Origin of the sequence: Arthrobacter sp. YN (genome assembly GCF_002224285.1) — a bacterium.
GTDB lineage: Bacteria > Actinomycetota > Actinomycetes > Actinomycetales > Micrococcaceae > Arthrobacter.
This window is the reverse complement of record NZ_CP022436.1, coordinates 4,258,732-4,281,505: the sequence shown is the minus strand read 5'-3', so window position 1 is coordinate 4,281,505 and position 22,774 is coordinate 4,258,732. Positions and strand designations below refer to the sequence as shown.

Genomic DNA, 22,774 nt, shown 5'->3' with positions numbered 1-22,774 from the left:
CTGGTAGTTGAGGGTCTTCCCGCTCTTGTATGCAGTTTGGGCGCCCTGAAACCCATAATCCGACATCAATCAGTGGACGTACAGGACTTTGCCCTGGCGGACCGGTCAGAACTTGATATCTGTAGGAATCCTTTGGAGCCAGGAGTGTTCCTAAGATCGAAATCGCTGGCCGCTTCCGTCGAGGAACGCCCTGCTCCACACTGGTTGTAACCGGCTCCTCTGGCAGCCGGAAATGCTTGGGGCGGGCCGAAACGAGGAAGCCTATGCGGAAAGCGCGTGTAGCGGCCGTGCTGACGTGGATTTACGCTGCAGCATTCGGGATCCCGGCTATTCCAGTCGGCATCTACCTCCTACAGAACGGGTACCTGCCGATGTTCATGGACCTGTTCCCGATGTACGCGGGTCCATGGGACGGCCTGCAAAGCTGGACCTTCGTGGCGCTGCTCATTGCGTTCCTTGGTGTAGTGCTGGTTGCGTCGTGGGCGGCTTGGCTGGCGTGGAGGGGGCGCAAGTCCGGGCTGGTTCTTGGGCTAGTCCTCCTGCCTGTGGAAGCAGTGTTCTGGATAGGCTTCGACCTGCCTTTCCCTTGGTTGTTCGGCGTGGCCCGCGGCCTGTTGTACGCGCTCGCATTGATGTCCTGGCGGCAGCATCAGGAGGGGCGGCTGGCGGGCGGCTAGTTGGATACCCACACCTGATCCCAATGGGCCTGCCTTGGGACCTTCGCCCTGACGAACCGGTTGGAGAAGGCGGGCAGCCTCAACCCTAAAGATTGGGGTCGGTGGCGCAGCGCCAACGACGTGGCGGCCGGTGGGGGACCACCTATCGGGCGTCAGTACTGGGCGGGCGCGGCGCTTCGGAAGTACCCGAATAGGGCGCTGATAGACTCCTGCAGTGCAAAAGCCATCACGGTCGACCAGAGAGCTCCGCGGTGCAGCAGGGTTGCTTATCGCACAGGGTGTCCTGATGGAGGGCTTGGTGTTCATCGGACTCTTAGTGCTCCTAGCCCTAGGGGTCACCCAGGATGTCATTACCCGGAACGCACATATATTCGCCCTGCCATACCTGCAGGACAACCTCTATCTCATGATGACGATGAGTGGAGTCTTCGCTGCTCTCCGGGTGACTGGGGGCATTGCCCTCTGGAGAGGCCGCCTTTGGGGCCTGGCACTGTCACTCGTCAACTGCGCAGTCACGCTCGTGCTCATGATTTTCCTCTTGCCCGCCGGAATCGCTGACGGGTTGCTGTCAGGCGCCGCGCTTGTGCTCATACTTCACGGATGGCTAGGAACTCGATCCGTTAGCGGGGCGAACTTGCCATCGGATTTCGAGTCCAGCGTGCGCTGAGGGATCGTCTAACGGACATGTTTTTTGCGCGGCCGGAAATCCATTACGCCGTTCAGGAACCGTGCCATTAGGGATCCCTTTCTCGGAAGTTCCAGAAGGGGGGCATACCATGTTTACCTACCCGGCACTGGGAGAGATTCGGATGACCTCAAACGACTTGGAGGGAGATTGCCGTGAATGCGAGCGACGATAATTTCCCACGCAGCAAGCGGACAACTGAGACGTACCTCAACGTCTTCAAGCCCCTGATCTGGAACGTTCCCCTTGTTATAGCCTTCGTCGTTTTCGCGCTGACAACGCGGCCTTCATTGAGCGACGCGGTTCCCGTGCTCATTTTGGCTGCCCTATTTGTTGCCATGTGCATCCCGGTGGCTATCGCAGCGTCCCGACTTCCCGCCCTAAAGCGTTCCGAACAACAGGACAAGGAAAACCTCAACCGAGGACTTCGGCCAGATGGCACCCCCCTTTCATAACCTGGGGGATTTTGGGAAGTAATCGCCGAGCAGAGGTGCCAGTACTCGTCTGTAGCAGAATGACTGTTGAGGGAAGAGGCCGGGCCCTCAAAGCGCCCTCGGCCGCTCGGCTCTCCACAAAGCGGATGGGTGCTTGGATGACGGACAGGCCACAGAAGCGCTGTCCACTCCGCGTCCCCGTGGGCCGATGGCCGCAAGGACTGCTTCGTCGGCTAGGACAGCGCCTTCCCCCCACAAGGGCAACGGCCTGTGCATACTCATCAAGCTCACCGGCAGGTGCTTCATCCATCCTGTAGACGCTTTGGCCGAGCCGGGTGAGAGCTCCCTCGCAGCGAGCTTTCGCAGCTCCACTGTTGGAACTCCCGCCACCTCTCCCGTGTCCCAAACGCACCATTATTGGTACGGAATTGTCATGGAAGTTCCCCGATGAACGCCTCGACCCGCGCGAACACTTCGGCTTGAACTTGTTGGGAGGCGCGCCAATCATTGGGAATCTGCAAGGAGTGATCGGCCCCCGGCACCTCAAAGAACGTGCCGGCAGTTTCCGACTTACGTCCTCCGTCCCAGAGCTTGTCCCTTGAACCTCCGATGAACAGGTCGTTCTTCGACGATGCACCGATGGTGCTTCTGACCCGCTCATCCGTGAGCAGAGGTGTCAGCCAGATCCCTGGGATGAGAGCTTCCTCGGCCCACGGGATACACAAAGTGCTAAAGGACTTGGCGACAATCAACCGTTGATCGGCGTCGGGTGCGGCAGCAAAAGCCTGCGTGGCAGCAGCGGCCGCAAAATCGTGTGGAGCAGTGCTGGGTGAATCGTCAGCAGTCCACCGGACGGCCTGAACATGCCAGCCCAGAGATCCCAGCATTTCGCCAGCCCAGAAGAGGACCGGGCCCTCCACTGGATATCCGGAACCGGGAAGCAGAACGGCGACCTTGGTTTTCTCGGGGTGATCAGAGGAGGCTTTTGCCCAGGTGAAAGATTCCATAAGGCATGCTACTGGGCGACTGGCGCGTGCTCGTGGCAGTCGCCAGGAAATTGATAGTCACGTGTCATTAACTGTCGGACTCGTCTTTTACACTGAGGAGAAATGCCCAGACGACGACGTTCTGAGGCTGGGCCCTGGGGAGGAAAAATGACAGAACTCGTGACATGGAAAGTAATGACCCCAGCCGAGGTCTGCGACCTTATGGACTTCTGGGCTGCCGCTGACTGGCCTCTGACAAAGGACGAGGTGCAGCGCCTCGCCGTCGAGCGTTTTGACTGGTCCATCGAGGTGGAAGACGGCACTCCCTATTTGATGAATCATGTTTCAGGATTCACCATTCCGGACGTCTCCACCATCGGGGCACGTAAGCATCTGCATTATCTTAGGCTGGACACCTCGGACGAGCTGAAGCAGGTCACGCCGGAGTTCACTGCATTCCTGGGCGACAACTTTACGCTCATGGTCCGCGAAGGTGAGGGTCGCTGGGGCAAACCGACCATGCGGAATTTCGAGGGAACGGACTCGGCGGAATGGGATCGTCCCTCCGGCGGGCGAATCGTTTTCAATCTCTCGTCGCACGTCCTCAGTGCGATGTTCCAAACTCCGCAAGGCGTCGAGCTCGACCGGAAGCTGGGGTACTGACGTGACCCGCGCCAAAAGGCTCCGACCTCGTTTCCTCAACCGTACGGCGTCGAACTTTCTAGTCGCAGCTACCTATGCCGTGTACGACGGCGTCGAGGTTCGGCTGTCTAGGAAGGGCCAGGGATGGGAGCTCTGGACGAAAGAGCGAATTGTGGGCTTCACCAGAGATGAGCATGGCCGGTATGTGCGGCGAATTGCCATAGGTGATCCGTTGGAGTTGGAGTGCTTCAGACTCAAATATCACGCCACCTACCGAGGCATCGCCTTTGAGGTCCAATCCCCGGAAGGGCCGGTCATGGCCTGGACGAGCGACTCGAGGTCATTGGCTGAGGGGTTCAAGCAGGTGGATCGTGGTGAGTACAGGAAGACCATCCCCTTGGACGACCCTGACCTCCATATCACCACCACTCGAACTCCCATCGCCGTGCCATGGGCGACGAAGCCGAGCAACGACGGGACGCCCAACTGGAACGACTTCCGGGACCGGCTCGTGGACACGTTCCGCAAGACCTCGGAACGGCTCATCCTGATCATCGCCTCAGACGTGGACCCAAAGAAGTATGTCCAATTCGCGAGGGAGGCCGACCGGCTGGACGCCGAGGCTCCCGCCGCGGATGTCGCCGCCGATGCGAAGGAGTCGGTACTGAGCCACGCCGGATGGACGAGGCCGGGCACTGCCCAGCCGAACTGGACTTCGTCGCTTGCCCTTCCAGCGCTGACCGCAGAATACAAAGCGTTCGCCGAACTATGCGTGGCCGCCCTGCGTGACTCGTACGGCGTGGCAAACCCCGAGGAGCTTCACTACAGGGCATGGCGTGAGGCCGAGCGGATGCCTGAAGGGGAAACGTGGTCCGCGGAGAGGGTGGAGCGAATGGACAGGGGCGCCCCGGTGGTGGAGTTGCCTGCTCTTGGACTCCGACGATGCGGACCCAAGTGAAAGGCGGATCCTCGCCATAGCGGGATAAATTTACCAAAATATACATTCGATGGATGAATTGACTGGTCCGAACCGTGGCAGTCCCGTAGGGTCCTTGAATGGGGAAAAAATTACGCAAAACACTGCTGTCTTGTTTGATCATGGCAGCCATCCTGGGGACCACCAGCTGTGCGATTCCGGGAGGGGTGAGCACGGCGCCGACTGATGCTCCGACACCAAGCATGCCCCCGCAAGTGTGTCGCTCTGTGGAGGGAATCCCGGTGGCGACGGAGGACTGTGTGGTGGTGGATCCTGAAGCGGCCATGGCGGCGAACGAGCTGTACCGCCAGCGAAGAGCCCTGACGCCGGACATGCGGGAACATCTCAATTCCTATCTTGAACCAGCTCGAAAGGCCCTTGAATCACTCAGCGAGCCCACCACCGCAACTGCCGTAGTGGAAGCGTTCGGCTCTGTTGGACTTACGGACGCGGTCCAGACGGATGACAACGGAAATGGTGTGCGTTTTGGGGCAGCGTCGCCGCAAGGCGGATGCCTCTTCGGATACGTGGCTTTCGACGGCAAGGTCGACATTTCTAACGGCGGCAGCATTATGGACGGCGGCTGCCTGGAGATGCCCGGGCACTGAGCCCCATCTCTTGGGATCCGACCCTGTTTCTTCCACCACCTAGGCCACCCCCAACCACCACCTAGACGCCCCCAAATAACCCCTAATTTCGGCCGATTCACCACCTAGTTTCCGCTTTCCGCCCTGTGGCCCTTCGGCCCGCCCATAGTGTCCTTCTCATAACGAGCACCCGGAAATGATGCCGGGACTGCTCCGGAGAAGAGTGCACAACTATTGGGGGTTGGGTCATTGAAGCTGAGTCAGCAACAGAGCATTGCCGCCGCTGTGGATCAGTGGATCACCGGCATTCCGGGGCGTATCCCGGGCCACGTCATTTTTGTCGAGAATCCTGACCACACCGGCTACGCGAAGACGCTGGCCGGCGAGGACTCCACCATCCTGGTCCTCAACGGGGACAACACGGACCCGGGCATCGTGGCCGTCACGGGATCCTTCGATGTCGCAGGGGAAGAACTCCTGGTGGACGGCACACTGAGCCTGGAAATCCAGGACTATGTGGCCATCCCGTTCGTGAACCTTGTAGGTGTGACGGTAGTCAGGATCACCACCAAAGAGGACTGGCAGGCCTTCTTCGACGACGCCGAGGAAGCCTGCCGTACGGGGCACTTCGTTCAGCAACTTACCGAGGTCAATGCGGTGCTGGCTGAGCGGGGACTGCTGAGCGGGGCGCCAAAGGACAACCTCCTGTTGGCCCGGCTCCACATCACGTGGGACGGATCCGTTCTCAGCGGACCTTACGGAACCAAGATTGGCACGGTTGGGGACGCTCTTGCTGACCTGCGGATCAGGGCCATTGCGCTCCGGCCCGAGTCCGCCGTTGCAGCGGCCTACTACCCCTGGGACATCTACGAGTCGCTGGCCGCCAAGCCGTGGATCGCCCGCTACCTGGCAGCCTTGGACGCCTGGAAATTTGTAGCCCGCGAGGACCGTCCCGGTACCAAGTTGGTGGGATTCGGAGCCAGCCTCTACGGCGCCGCGCTGCGCGATGGCCTGCCGTCGGCACATGCTCCCTTCATTCTGAAGCAGGGTAGTGACCATACCCTTCTGGACGCCAAGACCGGGCGTCTCTTCAAGATCGGTCCGGACGCCGCAGCCATTATCGAAGCCGTTTCCAACCTTCGCGACGTCAAGGTAGCTGCCATCGCAGCGGCGCCGGCCCTCAAAGTTTCAGCTGCGCTCGCCGAGGAAGCCGCCCATGCTGTCCTGGACCGGTTTGGGCAACTCGGTATCGACATTGTTGGTGCACGCTGATGACCGTTGTGCCGATCCTTCCCACTCCCAGGACCCAACTTCCACTCTGGGTGCCACTCGTCTCCCAGCATGACTTCGCTGGGGAAAGCCACACAGCGGTCAGCGCCAACGGAGTCCATGTCACCTTCGACGACGGACGGCAACGCCTCTGCGCCAAGAGCGGACTCTGGAACACCAACCTGGGCTACGGAAACGGGAACATCGCTGAGGCCGTAGCCAAGGAACTCCACAAGGCGTCCTACCTTCCGCTCTTTCGCACGGCTCACCGCGCGGCCATTGAAGCCTCCAAAGCCTTGGTGAACCTGCCATCCCACAGCTTCCACCGCGTCCTCTTCTCTACCTCCGGAGGCGCTGCCAACGATGCCGTGATGAAGCTGGCTCGTCAGTACTTCGTCCTGGACGGGCAGCCTGAACGGAAACTCGTCGTCGGCCTGAAGGGCAGCTATCACGGGCTGACGTACGGAAGCCAGGCGCTGAGCGGCGACGAACTGGGACAAACCATGTACGGAGTGGACCGGCGGAACATCCGGCACATCAGCTTTGACGACGACGGCGCGGAACTGGCGCAGCTCATGTCCAGGGAAGGCCACAGGATTGCGGCAGTCATCATGGAGCCCGTCCTTGGTTCAGGCGCGGAAGCGGTGCCGGACCCTTTCATCGAGGCGGTCATCAAGCATCGCGACCAGCACGGCTTCCTCGTGGTAGCCGACGAGGTTGCCACCGGCTTCGGCAGGGTGAATGGCTGGTTCGCCTCAGACGAATGGCCCCACCAACCGGACATCATTGTCACTTCCAAAGGCCTGACCAACGGCACCAGCGCCTGCGCCGCCCTCCTGATCGCCCAGCGCATTACGGAGACCTTCGACAAGAATGAGTCCGTCTTCGTTCACGGGGAAACACAGGCAGGCACGCCGGCAACGTGCGCGGCGATCCTCAGCACCATCGCCGAGATGAAAAGACTGGATCACGACACCCTGACCAAACAGGTGGCCTCTGGCCTCAGCAACCTCATTGAGGACCTACAAAACACGCGAGGCATAGGCAATTCCACGGGCCGCGGCTGCATGAGGGCCATCAAACTTCGGTCCCACAACGGAACGCCCCTCTCATCAAGCGGGGTCCTTGCCGTGGTCCGGAGCATCCACGACGCCGGGGCAATCGTGCAAGCAGGGCCGGGACGAATCCAACTCCTGCCCGCACTCATTTATACGGAGCAGAACTTCGAGGAATTGCGCCAGGCCATCCGCACCGGCCTGGCCGCCGCCGAAAAAGATGGGGTCTTCGCATGATTGCCGACCACATCTGGAGGACCCGCTGTGTCATCCTCGACGACGGCACGGCAGCCGAGTACATCGGCGGCCTGACCCGTGGACGGACGGGACTGGTGGTGGACAGCCACTTGGCAGGACACCGGGACAAGCTGTTGGCCGGCCACCTCAACGGTGCCCCGGTCCTGGAGCTGGACGCGACGCCGGTCACCGTGGAAACCGTCCGAGCGGTGGGCAGCTTCATCCGCGAAAACGGACTTCAGACCGTTGCCGGACTCGGCGGCGGCTCAGTTCTGGACGCGGTCAAGCTCGCCGCGCTGTTCACCGCGGATCCGGGCCTGGCCATCTTCGCTGAACGCCATGCCAAGCGCTCAGGCCTCCTGGTCCTTCCGCCGGTGACCAACCCCAAGGAGCGTCCCAAGACCATTCTGATGCCGTCCACCGTGGGGACCGGCGCGGAAGTCAGCGCAGTAGCGTGCCTGGACACCGCCGTCGGACGCCGTTTGATTGTCTCGCGGCACCTGACAGGTGACGCTGCATTGCTCGACGCCGGACACTTCGCCACCCTGCCCAAGCAGTTGGTTTACGAGGGGCTGCTTGAAGCGTTCCTGCGGGTGGCCGGGACCATGATTGGCAGCCATCACAGCATCTTCGACGACGACGGCCATGCGCTCATCCAGCGGATAGTGCGGCTGGGGCAGCAACTGTCCTGCAAGGATGCTCCGGAGCTGAGGCTGGCCGCCGCCCGCCTGAGCATGGAAACGCACACCGGCTGGGCACTGATGGGGCGCAACCCTTACGGCGCCAAGCACTGGTACGTGGCGAACGAGCTCTCCTACGTCACGGGCGCGCGGAAAATGACGGCGACGGCCTCGGTGATTGGCCCCATCTGGAGGGAAATCGGTGAGGGCGCCGCAGGGTGGGGCGATTCCACACGGCTCAAGCACCTCTGGAACATGGTGACGGCAACGGAACCTTCACTGGATCCCGATCCTGGGCGGGGCATTGACGAGTTGATGTGGCAGTGGGGCATCACGGGGCTCCCATCCATCACCGAGGAAATTCTGGTCCGCACCACGGACGCCTCCATCCGCAACTGGGGTGGCGGGCTTCCGATGCTTCGAGGCATCGACGCCGCACAGATCCAGCACGTCCTCAACGCTGCTGCGGGAGGACCCCACATCTTGCCAGGCCCCACGGGCAATCTACGAGAGGCAGGGGAGAGGGGGTGAACACATGAACAGCACCAACGCACTCAAGAGCCTGGACCTCCACATCCAGGAGCTGGAGCCCATGGACGTTCCGGATGACTGGGACGAACGCATCAAGGGCATTTCAGCTGGACTGGCACTGGTAGGCATCGCCGTCGCCATCACCTGATCTCCCGTCTGTCCGCCACCACAGCAGCAGCGAAGGGAGGTGAACACGCATGCAAAAACAGCTCAACATTTCCATCCAGGAGATCGAGTCGCTGGACACCCCTGACTTCCAGAACTGGTTCATCGGGGTCTCCCAGGGAGTCGCAATCGGCATCATCGCCGTCAGCATCACGTAGTGCCCGTCTGCAGCATCCATACAACAACAAGGAAGGAGGAACCAATGATCGCAAACTCGACGCTCCAGCTGTCCATCGAAGAGCTGGAGAACCTCGACACCCCGGACGATACACCGTGGTACATCCGGGTTGGTGACGTCATCATCATCGCCGGCATCGTCGTCGGAATCGCCGCCACATAGCCGGTGCACGCGGGTGGTGCCACGTTCCGTCCCACCCGCGTGCATCCCCGGACCACTCTCAACCTCCCGGAGAACACGAGCTGATGAACACCGCAAAAGATAAGACCGCCGACGCCGTTCTGCGGATCCTGGGCCATGTGGATCCGCCAGAGGATCTGTACAGCGTTTCAGGTTCCCGCCTCTATGACCTTGTCACCGCCAACGACCTGACGGAACTGCCCGAGATCCTCACCGCGGCGCGCAAAACTGCGGGGCCCATCCTTGAGTTGGCTGCCGGTTCCGGACGGATCACTCGTCCCCTCCTGACGCTGGGACGTCCGCTGACCGCCGTCGACTCTTCCCGGGAAATGCTGGCCCTGCTCAAGACCAAGGTGGAAACGCAGGCCTTCAACCCGCGCGGTGTCGTGGTGGGCATGGTGGAGGCTGACATGTCCAGCTTTGAGCTCGACGGCGGATTCGGTTGCGTGGTTCTCGGCGCCAGTTCCATCACCCTCCTTGACCCGGTGGGCAGGCGTGCGTTGTTCCGCAAGGTCCGCGGCTGCCTGGCGCCGGAGGGCCGTTTCCTTCTCACGGTCCTGAACGCGGACAGCCACCACGCGTCAGAAGACAACGACGGCGGCACAACAGTTTCGCCGTTGGGCAAGGACTCGTTCCTGATCACCACGGAAAGCCGCGACCCAGCCAACGGTGCCCGCCACGTCACCATGATCCACGTCAATTTCGGTGAAGGTGGCACGTACCGGTCTTCGGCGTACGCCAGCGACATCGCGTTCGTCAGCAACAGCCTCATCGAGGAAGAGATCACTGCTGAAGGCTTGACCATCCTGGAACGCAGGCCGGTCCGCATCGCCACACGGACGCCTGGCCTGGATGACATTGAGCTGTGGGTGTGCGGCGTATGAGCATCGATCCTGTACGGACTCTCGATCCGTCGCTGGGCCTGGTGTCCGAATCGGGGGTGTACGTTCCCAACGAGGTTGGGCTGTGGCGAACTGCCGGTGTGTTGGCACCTGGGCGGGCATCGCAAGCAGGGTTCGCTTCCGCCGTCGGGGCCTTTGACGTCAGGAAACGCGACTCCATCACCCGGGGTGCGGGAGAAGCTGTGGAACGGTTTGCGCTGGCACCCGCGCCGGCGGATTCCGAGCACCTTCTTGTCCAGACCGGGAGTGTGGACCTGCGGATCGACTTCATCACGGCGGGGCTTGGGCGACCATCAGCGCTCGCCTACGAATTTCCTTGGTACCGGGCCACCAACCTGCTCACCGGAAAGGCCTCGCATATTCCGGCGCCGGTAGTGGACTACTGCCCCGGACACATGGAGGCGAATCCGTGGGACCGCTTCTTCGATCCGTCTCCCAATGGTGCAGCATCGGGTCCATCGGAGGCCTTTGCGCAGATTGCGGGCATCGGGGAAGTGCTGGAACGGGACGCGTTTTTGGCCGCATGGCACCGGCGGACGCCCCTGCTCAGCTTCGATGTGGCGTCTCTGCCCGAGGCTGTGCGGTCCACCCAGGAGACCCGGAGCTTCCTCTTGCTTCTTGACGCGGCGAGGTCTGCCGGCGTCGAACCGTGGTTGGCGTTCATCCCGCAGCAGGGCAGTCCGCTGACGACGGCGGTGTGCGTGATTGCCGACGAGGCCCACTTTGGTGCGGTAGGGCTCAAAGCAGCCGCCCACCCTGTATCCGCGTTGCGCGGGGCACTTCAGGAAGGACTCCAAATCCGGGAGCTGTTCCAAACCCGTTCCCGTCCGCAGTCTCCCGCGGCGGTGACGGATGACGATTCCCGGGCCGACTTCTGGACGACGCCGGCCGCCATTGACGGGTTGCTCCGGTGGGTCCAGTCCTTCCAGCCAGCGGGTCTCCCCGACATCCAACCTTCGCCGGACGTTGAAACCTTGGTGCGATACCTCGCGGGAAGGGACATCCAAACGCACTGGGTAAGCCTCACCCACAGGCTGCCCGCAGCGATCCAGGACATGGGCTGGGTGGCCGGAAAAGCGATCTGCCCCGGCACCGTTCCCCTCACCATGGACGAAACCAAAGGACTGTTCCTGCCCGGCCATTTCTCCACCCCGCACCCGCTGATATGAGCAGGCTCAAAGTGCCCACTGACCGGGCGGTCGAGTGGCCAGTGCAGCTTTCTCCGGCGGGGTCCATCGATGCGCCGCTGGCGGCTGCCGGCCCCTGGATCGTGGCCGTCAACGGTGTGCCGAAAGCGCGCGTCTCCGCCGACGTCGCAAACGTTCTCAAAGCAGTGGACGGCAGGAAGGATGCGGCCCAAGTGGCACTCTTTCTCGGATCTCCGTGGACAGCCCAGGATGTCATGGGGATCGTGGGCCAGTTGGCGCACACAGGAATATTCGACGGCGGTGCGGCGCCCGTTGCGATGCGACGGGTCCAGTTCAGGCCGCCACTGACAGTGCAGTTCACCTTGTTCAATCCCGCGCCCTTGCTGGAGTTCTTCCGGCCGATGGTGGCGGCCATGGCGCGGCCCGGCATGGCTGTGGTGGCCCTGCTTCTTCTTCTCGGCGGATTGGTGGGCGCTTTCATTGCGGGGCCCAGCATGTGGCGGGTCCTGGCGACGCCCCTCCCAATGGAGGCGTACCTGTACGTAGTGGCCGCGATGTTTGTGTCCACGCTCCTGCACGAACTGGGCCACGGCATGGCACTTACGTACTTCGGCGGGACAGCGCGTCGCATCGGGATCATGCTGTTCTATCTCTCGCCTGCGTTCTTCTGCGATGTGACGGATGGGTGGCGGCTGAGCTCCAGGAAGCAACGGGTGCTGGTTGCCTTGGCGGGGCCCTTGGTCCACGTGGCTCTGGGCAGCATGGTTCTGGCCGGCCAAGCGCTGCTTCCTGAGTCATCGCTTAAGGATGCCGCTGTCCTTTATGGCGTCATTTGCTACGCCGTGGCCGTGCTCAACCTGTTCCCGTTCATCAAGCTGGACGGCTATGTGGCCCTGATGTCTGCCGTGGACATTCCACACCTCCGGAAAAAAGTCCTTGGATGCCTTGGCCCAAGTGGTCAGCGTCCGGGTCCTCGGATCCCGACGCGCACTGGGCCGCGGCGGCCTGCTTCCATGGTTTGGGCTCGCCAGCTTTGTTGCCGGAATAGCCTTCATGGTGATCGGTTACCAACGCCTGGTGCCGATCTTCCTCCAGCTGGGCTTTGTGGGCCACTTGGTGGTCCTCGCGGTCCTGTGCCTATTGCTCGTCATGGCACTCAGGGGAGCGATCCGGTTCTTTCGGGCAGCGGCAGCCAGCGGGAGCCCGCGCTGGCGTCGGATCTTGGTGGTGCTGCTGGGTCTGGTTGTCATCGGGGTGCTCCTGGCGATCGTTCCCGTCAGGGCGGTGACCGTTGCTGGGTACACCTACCACGGCGGCCAGCTGAAGATCGTGATGCCGGTCCAAGGTCCGTCCCAGGCGCTATCCCCCGGCGACACAGTCACGCTGCAATCGCAGGGAATGATCCTTCACGAAAACCTGGGACGGGCAACCATCGGTGACCAACCGCCGTCGAACTCCATGGCACCTCTGGACACGTTGGTCCCCGTAGCCCTCGCAGGCGACACCCTGCCGGTGATGGCCTTCTCCGGTCACCTGGAATCAGGAATGAACCTTTCGTCCTCCGGGCGGGCTGAAGTAGCCAGCCAACACGAGACGAGCTTGGGGGAGTGGCTCTGGGCGTCCATCACCAGCTCGCCTCTGTGGCCAGGGCAAGCAGGACCAACTGCAGAATCCACGAAAGGGCAGCCATGACAATTCACGCCAGTTTTGAGCAGTTCAGCAAGAAAAGGGGCGGACGTTTCGCAGTCGAGGGGCTGACGTTCGATGTTCCCGCAGGACGGGTGGTGGGACTGATCGGCCCCAACGGCGCTGGGAAAAGTACCGCGCTCGCCGGCCTCACAGGTTTGGTGGAGGCGACGTCCGGCCGCGCCACCGTGTTCGGTGTGGACTACCGATCCCTCCGCAGGCCCGCCGGCAGGGTGGGCGTGAACTTGGACGGGATGGACGTTGAGCCCGGGCTGACGGGGCGCAGGCACCTGCAGATCTGCCAGCTCGCCGCCGGAGTGGACAGCGACAACGTGGAGCGGGTCCTTGAACAGGTGGATCTGGCGGGGGAAGCCAACAAGAAGGTCCGGGACTACTCGCTGGGCATGAAGCAACGCCTGGGGATTGCATCCGCGTTGGTTGGTAATCCCCAGTTGCTTGTCCTCGACGAGCCCGCCAACGGACTGGACCCTGAGGGCATTCAATGGCTGCGACGTTTTTTGCGGGAGTTCGCCGCCGCCGGTGGAAGCGCGCTGGTTTCAAGCCACCAGCTGATGGAACTGGAGCAAGTGGCGGACCAGGTTGTCATCCTCAAGCAAAGGGTCCTGTTCCACGGAACCCTGGAGGAGGCCAAAGCACTTGGCGGCGGCAGCCTTGAGACCGCGTACTTCAAGATCCTGGCGGGTGCCCAATGAACGGTGGCGCACTGACCAGCGGTATCCGATCCGAGCTCCTCAGATACGTCAGCGGATACTCCATCCTGGGCATCGTGGCGTTCAGTGCGCTGGTGCCGTGGTTCGTGGCCAACTTCCTTGGCTGGCCGGACAGCTCGGGTGCTTTGTCGGTTTCGGACAACATCAGGATCTTCTGGTCACTGGCCGCGAGCATTGCGCCGGTAGCCACGTTCGCCGGAAGCTACCTGGTCACCCGCGAAGCCTATTACGGGACGCTCCGCCGCACCGTGGTGGCAGCCGGAATGACGAACGTGCTGGTGAGTAAATACGTTGCTGCGGTGGTGGTGGGGTTCGGCTCCGTCGTCACAGGAATCGTGGTGTGGGGCGGGACCATCGCCTTCTCATTGCCACCGGATGTTGCCTCTCAGCTCCTGGCCCCGGAGTCACTGGGACTGATGCCGGGGGTGCTGGTGGCCTCGGCTCTCGCTGCCGTGTGGGGTTGCTCCCTGGGGTGGATCTTTCAGCACTATTACGCGACGACGATCCTCACCTTGGTGATTCCACTCGCCGTCGAACTGCCGCTGCTCGCGAACGCTCCGGATATGGCCCGCTGGCTTCCGTCCGGCGCGTTGGCGGGAATCGCTTCCGTTCCCTTTGAGGGCCTGCTTGAACCCATCGCGGCGTTTTTCGTGTCCGTGGGATGGCTGCTGTTCGCAGGCTTTGGCGCAGTGTGGTCCCTTCGCCGGAAGGAGCTCTGACGTGGTGTCCGCATTCGCCTCGGAACTACGCCGTCCCTGGCTGTGGAAGGGCTCGGGTGTTGGCGCCGCGCTGGTGCTGGGCTTCATGGCCTTGGTGTTTGTTGCCGCATTGCTTGAATCCGGTCCGTACACCGAGGGCTTCGACGAGCCCTTGGTGGAAGCAGGCCTGACGCTCACACTGACTGTGGCCGCGGTGGTGGGCTCCTTCGCTTTCACCGCCGATTACCGCAATGGAAGCTTCAACCGCCGGGTCCTGCTGTTCCAGCGGAGCCCGGCGTTCCTGGGCAGGGCAGCCACTACATCACTGGCTGCCCTGTTCAGCGGCGCAGTAGTTGGCTTGGTGGTTGTCCTGTCCGGGAACCTGCTGGATGAAACGTGGCACGTGAGCTTGACCGCTGTCCCGGCCTTCGCAGGACTAGCCGCCATGGGATCAGTCTGGGGCTGCGCAGCGGGTTCCCTCATCCGCAACCACTTGGTGAGCCTGTTCGCCGTCCCCCTTTCACTGCTGCTCCCGGAGATGCTGATGGGACCGGATACCACTGTCTTCCCGGTCCTCGCCGCCGACTGGGCCAACCAATCAGCTGTCAACATACCGGCTTGGGGCTCTTTCATGGGAGCAGCGAGCTGGCTTTTAGTAGTCACAGCACTAGCCTTCGGCGTTTTCCTGAAGCGCGACCTCGCCTGACTGTTCACCCCCTTCTCTAAGGAATACAAGAATGAATCGCAAACCCTTGATATGGCTGCTGTTGGCCCTGGTGCTCGCTGCCTATGCTGTCTCGATCTTCGTCTCCAACCCGGGGCAATCGCCGTGGTCCATGATCACCGGAATCATCATGTCGGCCGCATCGGTGGTCATGGTGTGGAGATACAGCTGGGAGATCAGGAACAACCGCCCATCGTGACCGAGCCGGATGAAGCCCGCCTCGTCGGCGACCCAAGTGGGGCGTCTCGGAGGCGGGCTTGCAGGCGACGGTTGGAGGCCTTCCAACTGGCTCAGACGAAGGAGTTATCTGCCCGGTTTGACCGGTTTTACCACTAGCGCCGAACCACCACCGCGCCTGGTCGGCTCGGCAGCCGCGGTCATCTGTCCGTCCTTGCCAAATTCGATGGCCGTCGCTGCCCCGATCTCCGCCGCCGACGTAAAGGCATCACCCGCCGGAACCAGGTCATGGCCCAACGACTCCAGTGCAGGACCATAGGCGTCAATGAAGGCGGGCTCGGAACTGACAGTCGCTCCATTTCGAGGTGCAGCCCGTGGCGCAGCAAGGGCCTCGGAGACTGTCATCCCCAGGTCGACGCGGTTCAGGATGGTCTGCAGCACCGTGGTGATAATGGTCGATCCACCAGGGGAGCCCAGTGCCAGGAACGGCTTCTGGTCCTTCAGAATGATGGTGGGCGACATTGAGGAACGCGGCCTCTTGTTGGGTTCAATCCGGTTGGGATCCTTCGGATCGTAGACCGTGCTGAAGTCAGTCAGCTCATTGTTCAGGAGGAAACCCCGGCCCGGAACAACAATTCCCGAACCGCCGGTCTGCTCGATCGTCAGGGTGTACTCCACCACGTTGCCCCACTTGTCGGCGACCGTCAGGTTCGTCGTGGAGATGTTCTCCGTATCCGTTTCATTGGCGAGGGGCGCCACGGCAGCCGGGCACGCGCCGTCGTACGTTTCTATATTGCCGGGGGCGACAGGCTTGGGAGCGGCCGCCGTCGGATCGATTTCGCAGGAGCGTTCCTTGGCGAACACATCGTTCAGCAAAGTACCGGTGGGGACATTCACGAAGGCCGGATCACCCACGTAGGCGCCGCGGTCCGCGAAGGCCAGGGAGCTGGCCTCGAAGTAGTGGTGCAGGGCATCGGCCGGTTTCATGCCCTTGAGGTCGTAGTTTTCCAGGATGTTCAGCGCCTCGCCCACGGTGGTACCGCCGCTGCTGGAGGGCGCCATGCCATAGACGTCATAGCCGCGGTACTCCACTTTGGTGGCGTCCTGGTCCAGTGCCTTGTAGTTGGCAAGATCCTGGGTGGTCATGAACCCCACCGGGACGGGAAGCTTGGTTTCCGCGGTCTTCGGCGGCGCCTGCACGGTCTTGGCGATCTCCTCTGCGAGCGGACCTCCGTAGAAGGCGTCGGTGCCCTCCTTGGCGAGCAGCCGGTAGGTCGCGGCGAGGTCGTGGTTCTGGAAGACACTTCCGACGGCGGGAGCGTCACCACCGGGAAGGAACAGGTCCCGGGTTGGCGTGAAGGCGTCAAATCGGACCTTGTTGTCCAGGGTCTGCTGGCGGAATGTCTCATCCACGACAAAACCGCGGTTGGCCACCTTGATGGCGGGCTGCAAGGCTTCACCCAAGTCCAGGGTTCCCCAGCGTTCCAGCGCGCGCTCCCAGGTGGCAGGAGTGCCGGGGACGCCGACGGAGACGCCGCTGGTGACCAGATCGGGCGTGAACTTGTAGGGCTGCTTGGTGGCAGGGTCAATGAAAGCGTCGTTGGGCATGCCGGCCGGAGCGGTTTCACGGCCGTCGATGGTGCCCACTTGTTTGGTCTTCGCATCGTAGAACACGAAGTAGCCGCCGCCGCCAATGCCGGCGCTGTAGGGCTCGGTAACGCCGAGGGTGGCTGCGGCTGCGACCGCGGCATCTGCTGCGTTGCCGCCCCTCTTCAGTACTTCAATGGCGGCCGCGGATGCCTCGGGATCCACGGTGCTCACGGCACCTCCGTAGCCGGTGGCCGTTGCGTTCTTGTCGGTTGAGCGCGGATCGGCGAAGGCGGGGCTGGCCATCGCCCCGCTCGTCGCCGTTAGGGCCAAGGCTGCCGTCACAGCAGCCAGTTGACGTCTCACATGTGTCATGGTTCCTCCCAGAGTTGTTCCAGACGGTGATGTGGGTGGACGGTCCGGTCACCCTACCCCGTGGCTCTGCAAGGGGACAACGGTTGTCATTCGGGTGGGTTTGGGGGTAAGGCGAGGCTCGAGGGAACCTATTCGTCGGCTCCCTTTACACGGAGATCACCGATGATGGCTGCGGGGGTTCGGAGAACGGGGCAGGCCCAAACGCCTTGGTCGCCCGCCAGTTGAGCGGCCAAGGGGTGATTGTTGGGATGCCAAGGACACTGGGGCCAATTGCTGTTGGTGGGGCCGTTTTCTTCGATAACCCATTCCTGGACCTGGTCCGCTAGTGATACCAACTGCTCGGCCCATGGTAGGTCGCGCCTGACCGACACACCTTGTCCCGATGCGTCGCGGACGCTGTAAATCATTGTCGAGAGTACCTGCGGGTCGTCGTCCCAATCGGTATCTTCGATGAGTGGTTCCTCAAGACCGCTGGACCTCACATCCCGCAGAACGTGCCTGATGATCTCTACCATCTTTGCTGTCATACAAGCCTCTCTGGCTGGAACCACTACGTCGACCTGGAACCACTAAGTCGACGCAACGGTACACCGGATATCAAGACCCAATCTCGCTGGACTTGTAGGCTCGGTATTCAGTCTGGGTTGTAAGTGTCCTGGAAACGTCATGAGGGAAGTAGGTTGATGGCCGCCGCCCTTGAATTCGTCAGATACCAGTCAACACAAGTGAATACGCACGGTATCCACGTCGGCATATTTGGCCTGGCTAACGGACTGGCGAAGGACGGAAAGCTAAGCGAAGAGGACCATCGTTGGTGGCAGACCGCGAATGCTTGGTACGACGCCGCCTACCCTGACCCGAATCTCATGGATCCCACAGTTTATGACCGCACCATCAATCTCCACGCCCAAGCGTGGTTCAAGACGAGTGCCGTGCATTTACTGGACAGGGTCCCCGGCTATCTGGCGTTGTTGGATCGCCACGGGGTGCAATGGGAAGAACTTCGTTCATCAACGCCAGGACGTGTCCTCTACGAAGACGACGTTCAGGTGGTGGTGGTACCGAATCGATGAGTAGGTACCGTAGAGCCATGGCAGAGAATTTTGAGGTGCGTCGTGCCGGGCCAGCGGATGCGCTTGGCATGGCAAAAGTGCATGTGGATACGTGGCGCGAAACCTACCGGGGCTTGATGAGCGACTCAGAGCTGGACGATCCGGGTCTCCTGGAGTGGCGGGAGAAATTCTGGACTGCAGCGCTAACTGACCCTCGCTATGAAAAGAACAATGTCGCCGTCGCCGTGCATGACAACAGGTTGATCGGCATTGCCATGTCAGGTCCCTCATCTGATCTTCCTGAGGAGCCGCAGGAGTTGTACGTCCTCTACGCCTATGCCTCGTCCCACGGCTCGGGCGTGGGAGCGGCGCTTCTCAACGCAGTGATCAGCCCTTCCGCACCTGCTGTGCTGTGGGTGGCCGACCCTAATCCGCGAGCCCACGCCTTCTACCGGAAGAACGGATTCATTGCCGACGGAGCGGTAAAGGTCGAAGACGGCGTAATGGACATCCGGATGGTCCGCACCTTCAACACGAACTAGCCCGCTGCCAGTGAGTTCCGACGAGCAATAACGAATCGGGCGCCAACACCCGTCAGGCCCATGACCAAGGCCAGCAGAATCGTGGGCAGCGCGGCTCCATCGGGACCGAGGGCACGCCCGAATACATCGCGTCCCATCGAGAGCATCGCCGGGATGTCTCCGGCCAGCACGCGAGTTCCAAGGACGGATTGGACGGCGGTGAAAAGCGCCGGGAGCAGCCACAGGAAGAGGATGTTGAGCACCCAGGCAACCGTTCGACGGGCGGGCCGGAGGCCGCACCACGCCAGCGCGCAACCCACCAGGACGGCAGGAACCCATCGGGCAACAGTAGGTACGGCGGTGGGAACGCTGAGGAAGCCCACCGTGCTCACCACCCACACCACGGCCCACGACGTGACCGGGATGGCCATAAGCCCGAATCCGATGGTGGCCTTTACGGTTGAAGACGAAGCGATCAGCAACAACGCGACCAGCGCTGCCAGTACGCAACCGATGACGCCGGCCAGAAGACCTCCGAAGTAGAGCCCGGGCAGGCTTCCGGGCAAGAGCCCTTCCCTGAGTACCACGAATGACTGGATGGTGGCGGCGACGTGAACCACGAGGACTCCGGATAGGGCGCACCACGTGACGAGTCGACGGCGGGCGGGTGACCAGATGCGAACTGTAAGCCCGGCAACAGCCCCACCAACCGTGAGGAGGGCCAGGATGGTGGTCGCCTCATATTGACTCAGAGGCAGCAGGGCCGTCGGCATCAGATCAGGCATCACCTGCGTAGCCCACAGGTTCTGAAGAGGCAGAGTAGCACCAGTAATCCACCACGGTGCGAGTCCAAGAACGCCAGCCAGGAGTCCGATCAACCACCCCCACAGCGCGTCCCGGGCGGCCGTGGTCGATGGCTTCCCGGACGGGACAGAGTGCTGTGCAGTTTGGTCGGAGTGGCTCACGAGGCTCCTCGTTTGAGTCTGACATGGAGTGCCCGAGCCTATAGGAGGAGGGCCAACCGCCAATACTACACCGAGTGGACTAATCCAAGGGTTCACACCACCAACCGCAGCGGCCTCTGCCCCAACTGCACCGTGATCTCCTGCCCCCAAGACGCCGTCAGCCGGTCATCTTCCATGCCGTCGCCGAACACCACCAGCTGATCGGATGCCACGGTAATCCGCAGCACCTCGCCGGCTTCGAGTACGCCCTCGGTCAGTGAGGCGCCCGTGACGGGGGAGGGCCATGCTTCGCGGACGAACCACGCGAGCCGCGGATCGGTTGGAGTCGGGAGTGTCCGCCCACCGCGTTCCAGTGCGATCGAGGCGCACCAGCCGGTGGCGCCGGTGCCCGTGGAAACGATAAGGCCCGACGACGATTGCCGCTCGGTTTGCCCGCCGGGCTGGGTGAAACTGGGCGCCGTCACGGTGTACTTTGCCGACTGATGCGAGGCGTGCCCGATGAAAACTTCGTTGAGCGCCGAAAGCTGCTGCCCGTCGTCGAGCGTTGCCGTCACGGTGGTGAGGTCCTGGCAGCGCAGCCGCCCAACGTCGCCAGTGGCCAGGAGTGCAGCGGCCGCGGCCGGTGTGTGGCGGACCAGGACTCCGGGGTTGGCGCCGGGCTCCGGGTCGATGCCGATGGCCGGCTGCCCGTTCAGGTACTTGGCGACGTTCGCCACCAGCCCGTCCTGCCCCACCACGGCGATGATGTCCTCCGCCGTGAGCAGGAAGCGGCTGAGGTCTGCGCGTTCCACTTCGGCCTGCCGCCAGTCGGTCGGCACTGCAGCGCGGACGGTGGCCAAGGCCGCGGTGAGGTGATCGTGCCTGTCCTGCACGTCCTGGATGCTGCGGCCGCGGGTGCTGAGGAAGAACTCGGCCTGTCCGCGGGTGGCGTGCCTGTCCAGGAGTTCCTGGAGTTCGGTCCGCCGGTGGACGATGACGATGCGCGGGGTGGCCATGATGGTCCTTACTTGGTGAGCTCAGTTGTGGCGGGTTCCTTGAACAGTCCGGCAAGTGCTCCGCTGAGCAGGTCCGGAGTGATGGTGAGGTTCCCGATGTTCGGCAGGCTGCCGGCCGCATCCTTCAGCGCCAGGGCCAGCAGCGTGGCCTGTTCCATATTGCGGTAGACCTCCATGGTGGCGGCCTCGCGGGCTGCAGCTGCTTCACCCACCAAGCGGATCTGGTTCGCCTCGGCTGCTGCACCAATGCCTTGCCGTTCAGCGGAACCCTGCGCCTCAATCAAGCCAGCGGCGGCTTTCTCTTCGGCGGCACGGCGGGCGTTTGCACCCTCTTGGGCCACCAGGTTCTCCCGCCGCACAGCGAGTTCGATCTGGCTGGCCATCTCGTTCTCGGAGATGGTGCGTTCACGTTCGACGGCGACTGCCCGCCTCTCGTACACAGCGCGGTCCGCTTCGGCCTGAAGTTGCTCGCGGACCGGAGTCTGCAGGGCGCGTTCGACGTCGGCCTCGGGCCGAACTGCCAGCACCTGGACGCCGAGGATTTCGATGCCCGTGGATTGCAGTCTGGCATCTGCCCGCAGGGCCTCAGTGAGGACCAAACGGAGTTGGCTGACTCCGCGTTCGAGCGCCTCGGCGAGGGTGGTGGTGGCGATCTGGTCGATCGCGTGGCTTTGGCACAGCTGGCCGATGATCGTCGAGACCTGCTCACGTCCGGTAGCCGGCGCCTTGCCCGCGGTTTGCAGTCCGAAGTCGAGTCGGGTGGAGACAGCCACAGGGTCGATGAAGCGGTAGGTCACGTTGGCCTGAACGCTGACGTCCTGGTGGTCGCGGGTGATGGCGTGGAAGAGGGTGGGTAGTTCCTGGTCGTCCACGGGAACCTCGCTCAACACAGAGTTTGCGGGGCGGAAGAAGAAGGCCTGGCCCACGCCTTGGTGTTTGACGGCGCCCTTTTGAAGGTGGACGACGTAGCCGGTGGGGCTGCCGAGGAAGTGGTTGAGCCAGGGGTAGCGCTTGATGGTGGCCATGATGTTCTCGCTTTCACTTATTGTCGTCAACTTGACGATAACTACACCTTAAGGCGCATTCACCTTTATTGTCAACATGACGATAACTTCCTATGCTTGATACATGCCTGCATCCCATTTCGCGCCCGAGCGCTTCCCGGTGACGGTCGACGTCGTCGCCCTTACTGTGCGCAACGGTGAGCTGAACGTCCTGCTCATTACCCGACTCATCGAGCCCTTCAGGGGAAAGCTGGCCCTCCCGGGTGGCTTCGTTCTGGCGGGCGAGGACCTGCTCGAAGCGGCGGGTCGGGAACTGGCGGAGGAGACCGGCGTCGAGCATCTTCCCGGGCACCTGGAGCAACTGGGCAGTTATGGCCCGAAGGGGCGCGACCCCCGCGGCGACGTCCTGACCGTCGCGCACCTGCTGCTCGCGCCCGACTTTCCTGTGCTGTCAGCGGGCAGCGACGCTGAGCAGGCTGCCTGGTATCCGGTACGGGAGGTCCTGGATGGGACGCTCGAGCTGGCCTTCGATCATGCGCACATCCTCGGCGACGCTCTGGAGCGGGCCAAGTCGAAGCTCGAGTACTCGCCGTTGGGCGCAATGTTCTGTGACGACGAATTCACTATCGCCCAGCTTCGCGCCGTCTACGAGGCAGTGTGGGGGACACGCTTGGACCCGCGGAACTTCCACCGAAAAGCGACCGGGACGCCCGGTTTCCTTGAGGACACCGGGCGAATGACAGCGGGCGACGCCGGACGGCCGGCTGCTCTCTTCAGGCTCGCCCCCGCTGCGCGTCCGACGGCGGGCCAACCCACCCGCGCGGTGCTGAACCCGCCGCTGATGCGGCCGAGGGAATAGAGCGGGTGACACTGAACTGGGGGGGCAGCCGCGGTAGCGGATTCGCCCAGAGTGCAGGATGTTGAAGA

The 22,774-nt window shown here is 62.5% G+C and carries 27 protein-coding genes and 1 pseudogene; 22 read left to right on the top strand and 6 right to left on the bottom strand.

Translation table 11 applies throughout. From position 1 onward, the window contains the following. Positions 1-263: 263 nt before the first annotated feature. On the top strand, positions 264-677 hold the full coding sequence (locus tag CGK93_RS19625; protein WP_089596255.1) for a hypothetical protein: 414 nt from the start codon (positions 264-266) through the stop codon (positions 675-677). Positions 678-891: 214 nt separating this feature from the next. Beyond that, the gene (locus CGK93_RS19620; RefSeq protein WP_232481415.1) at positions 892-1,344 is read left to right on the top strand and encodes a hypothetical protein; all 453 of its coding nucleotides are present in this window, start codon (positions 892-894) and stop codon (positions 1,342-1,344) included. Positions 1,345-2,227: 883 nt separating this feature from the next. On the opposite strand, the gene CGK93_RS19610 is transcribed toward CGK93_RS19620, so the two are convergent. Further along, positions 2,228-2,803, bottom strand: coding sequence for a hypothetical protein (locus CGK93_RS19610; RefSeq protein ID WP_232481414.1), 576 nt, complete (start codon positions 2,801-2,803; stop codon positions 2,228-2,230). Between the two features lie 174 nt (positions 2,804-2,977). On the opposite strand from CGK93_RS19610, the gene CGK93_RS19605 reads away from it, so the two are divergent. The 17 genes and pseudogenes from CGK93_RS19605 to CGK93_RS19545 all read left to right on the top strand — a co-directional run bounded on the left by CGK93_RS19605 (position 2,978) and on the right by CGK93_RS19545 (position 15,370). After that, positions 2,978-3,445: a DUF6301 family protein gene (locus tag CGK93_RS19605; protein ID WP_089596253.1), complete on the top strand. Its 468-nt coding sequence runs from the start codon at positions 2,978-2,980 to the stop codon at positions 3,443-3,445. 295 nt (positions 3,446-3,740) lie between these two features. Next, the gene (locus CGK93_RS19600) at positions 3,741-4,382 is read left to right on the top strand and encodes a TY-Chap domain-containing protein (RefSeq protein ID WP_232481413.1); all 642 of its coding nucleotides are present in this window, start codon (positions 3,741-3,743) and stop codon (positions 4,380-4,382) included. Positions 4,383-4,642: 260 nt separating this feature from the next. Then, a complete protein-coding gene (locus CGK93_RS19595; protein WP_157731907.1) occupies positions 4,643-5,008 on the top strand; it encodes a hypothetical protein in 366 nt (121 codons plus the stop codon). Between the two features lie 228 nt (positions 5,009-5,236). Further along, positions 5,237-6,259, top strand: a complete 1,023-nt coding sequence (gene mpaB / locus CGK93_RS19590; protein ID WP_089596250.1) for a daptide biosynthesis RiPP recognition protein — start codon at positions 5,237-5,239, stop codon at positions 6,257-6,259. After that, entirely contained in the window at positions 6,259-7,548 is a 1,290-nt protein-coding gene (gene mpaD, locus CGK93_RS19585) for a daptide-type RiPP biosynthesis aminotransferase (protein WP_089596249.1), read from the top strand. Before mpaB ends, mpaD begins: the two co-directional genes overlap by 1 nt. Further along, the gene (gene mpaC / locus CGK93_RS19580) at positions 7,545-8,759 is read left to right on the top strand and encodes a daptide-type RiPP biosynthesis dehydogenase (RefSeq protein WP_232481412.1); all 1,215 of its coding nucleotides are present in this window, start codon (positions 7,545-7,547) and stop codon (positions 8,757-8,759) included. The genes mpaD and mpaC overlap by 4 nt, the downstream gene beginning before the upstream one ends. A gap of 4 nt (positions 8,760-8,763) precedes the next feature. After that, positions 8,764-8,907, top strand: coding sequence for a daptide-type RiPP (locus CGK93_RS23670; protein ID WP_157731905.1), 144 nt, complete (start codon positions 8,764-8,766; stop codon positions 8,905-8,907). Positions 8,908-8,956: 49 nt separating this feature from the next. Beyond that, positions 8,957-9,082 (top strand): daptide-type RiPP, encoded by a 126-nt coding sequence (locus tag CGK93_RS24440; RefSeq protein ID WP_256378406.1) that lies wholly within the window; start codon positions 8,957-8,959, stop codon positions 9,080-9,082. Between the two features lie 44 nt (positions 9,083-9,126). Next, on the top strand, positions 9,127-9,264 hold the full coding sequence (locus CGK93_RS23665) for a daptide-type RiPP (RefSeq protein ID WP_157731903.1): 138 nt from the start codon (positions 9,127-9,129) through the stop codon (positions 9,262-9,264). Between the two features lie 83 nt (positions 9,265-9,347). Continuing rightward, on the top strand, positions 9,348-10,166 hold the full coding sequence (gene mpaM / locus CGK93_RS19575) for a daptide-type RiPP biosynthesis methyltransferase (RefSeq protein ID WP_089596248.1): 819 nt from the start codon (positions 9,348-9,350) through the stop codon (positions 10,164-10,166). Further along, a complete protein-coding gene (locus tag CGK93_RS19570) occupies positions 10,163-11,353 on the top strand; it encodes a YcaO-like family protein (protein ID WP_089596247.1) in 1,191 nt (396 codons plus the stop codon). Before mpaM ends, CGK93_RS19570 begins: the two co-directional genes overlap by 4 nt. After that, positions 11,350-12,207, top strand: a pseudogene (locus tag CGK93_RS24515) (site-2 protease family protein); the annotation flags it as partial. The gene CGK93_RS19570 and the pseudogene CGK93_RS24515, both read left to right, overlap by 4 nt. Before the next feature lie 61 nt (positions 12,208-12,268). Further along, positions 12,269-13,024: a hypothetical protein gene (locus CGK93_RS24265; protein WP_232481411.1), complete on the top strand. Its 756-nt coding sequence runs from the start codon at positions 12,269-12,271 to the stop codon at positions 13,022-13,024. Continuing rightward, complete coding sequence (locus tag CGK93_RS19560) at positions 13,021-13,731, top strand: ABC transporter ATP-binding protein (protein WP_089596246.1); 711 nt, start codon at positions 13,021-13,023, stop codon at positions 13,729-13,731. Before CGK93_RS24265 ends, CGK93_RS19560 begins: the two co-directional genes overlap by 4 nt. After that, positions 13,728-14,468, top strand: a complete 741-nt coding sequence (locus CGK93_RS19555) for a hypothetical protein (protein WP_232481410.1) — start codon at positions 13,728-13,730, stop codon at positions 14,466-14,468. The genes CGK93_RS19560 and CGK93_RS19555 overlap by 4 nt, the downstream gene beginning before the upstream one ends. Before the next feature lies 1 nt (position 14,469). Continuing rightward, entirely contained in the window at positions 14,470-15,153 is a 684-nt protein-coding gene (locus CGK93_RS19550; RefSeq protein WP_089596245.1) for a hypothetical protein, read from the top strand. A gap of 31 nt (positions 15,154-15,184) precedes the next feature. Beyond that, positions 15,185-15,370 carry a hypothetical protein gene (locus CGK93_RS19545; RefSeq protein ID WP_089596244.1) on the top strand — a complete coding sequence of 62 codons (186 nt, stop codon included), beginning with the start codon at positions 15,185-15,187 and terminating at the stop codon, positions 15,368-15,370. A gap of 104 nt (positions 15,371-15,474) precedes the next feature. Here the strand turns inward: CGK93_RS19545 and ggt are convergent, their stop codons facing one another. Together ggt and CGK93_RS19535 are read right to left on the bottom strand one after the other, a co-directional pair. Continuing rightward, a complete protein-coding gene (gene ggt / locus CGK93_RS19540) occupies positions 15,475-17,310 on the bottom strand; it encodes a gamma-glutamyltransferase (RefSeq protein WP_089596243.1) in 1,836 nt (611 codons plus the stop codon). 128 nt (positions 17,311-17,438) lie between these two features. After that, positions 17,439-17,837, bottom strand: a complete 399-nt coding sequence (locus tag CGK93_RS19535; protein WP_157731901.1) for a hypothetical protein — start codon at positions 17,835-17,837, stop codon at positions 17,439-17,441. Positions 17,838-17,993: 156 nt separating this feature from the next. On the opposite strand from CGK93_RS19535, the gene CGK93_RS19530 reads away from it, so the two are divergent. Together CGK93_RS19530 and CGK93_RS19525 are read left to right on the top strand one after the other, a co-directional pair. Next, on the top strand, positions 17,994-18,383 hold the full coding sequence (locus CGK93_RS19530) for a hypothetical protein (protein WP_089596241.1): 390 nt from the start codon (positions 17,994-17,996) through the stop codon (positions 18,381-18,383). 17 nt (positions 18,384-18,400) lie between these two features. Next, positions 18,401-18,904, top strand: coding sequence for a GNAT family N-acetyltransferase (locus CGK93_RS19525; protein WP_198318274.1), 504 nt, complete (start codon positions 18,401-18,403; stop codon positions 18,902-18,904). Here CGK93_RS19525 and CGK93_RS19520 read toward each other — a convergent pair. From CGK93_RS19520 to CGK93_RS19510, 3 genes are all read right to left on the bottom strand, one after another. After that, positions 18,901-19,848 carry a hypothetical protein gene (locus tag CGK93_RS19520; RefSeq protein WP_232481409.1) on the bottom strand — a complete coding sequence of 316 codons (948 nt, stop codon included), beginning with the start codon at positions 19,846-19,848 and terminating at the stop codon, positions 18,901-18,903. The genes CGK93_RS19525 and CGK93_RS19520 overlap by 4 nt on opposite strands. A gap of 92 nt (positions 19,849-19,940) precedes the next feature. Further along, positions 19,941-20,843, bottom strand: a complete 903-nt coding sequence (locus CGK93_RS19515) for an NAD(+)/NADH kinase (protein WP_089596240.1) — start codon at positions 20,841-20,843, stop codon at positions 19,941-19,943. Positions 20,844-20,851: 8 nt separating this feature from the next. After that, entirely contained in the window at positions 20,852-21,868 is a 1,017-nt protein-coding gene (locus CGK93_RS19510; RefSeq protein ID WP_089596239.1) for an SPFH domain-containing protein, read from the bottom strand. Between the two features lie 103 nt (positions 21,869-21,971). Here CGK93_RS19510 and CGK93_RS19505 point away from each other — a divergent pair, with 103 nt between their 5' ends. Beyond that, positions 21,972-22,706, top strand: a complete 735-nt coding sequence (locus CGK93_RS19505; protein WP_089596238.1) for an NUDIX hydrolase — start codon at positions 21,972-21,974, stop codon at positions 22,704-22,706. Positions 22,707-22,774: the final 68 nt, after the last annotated feature.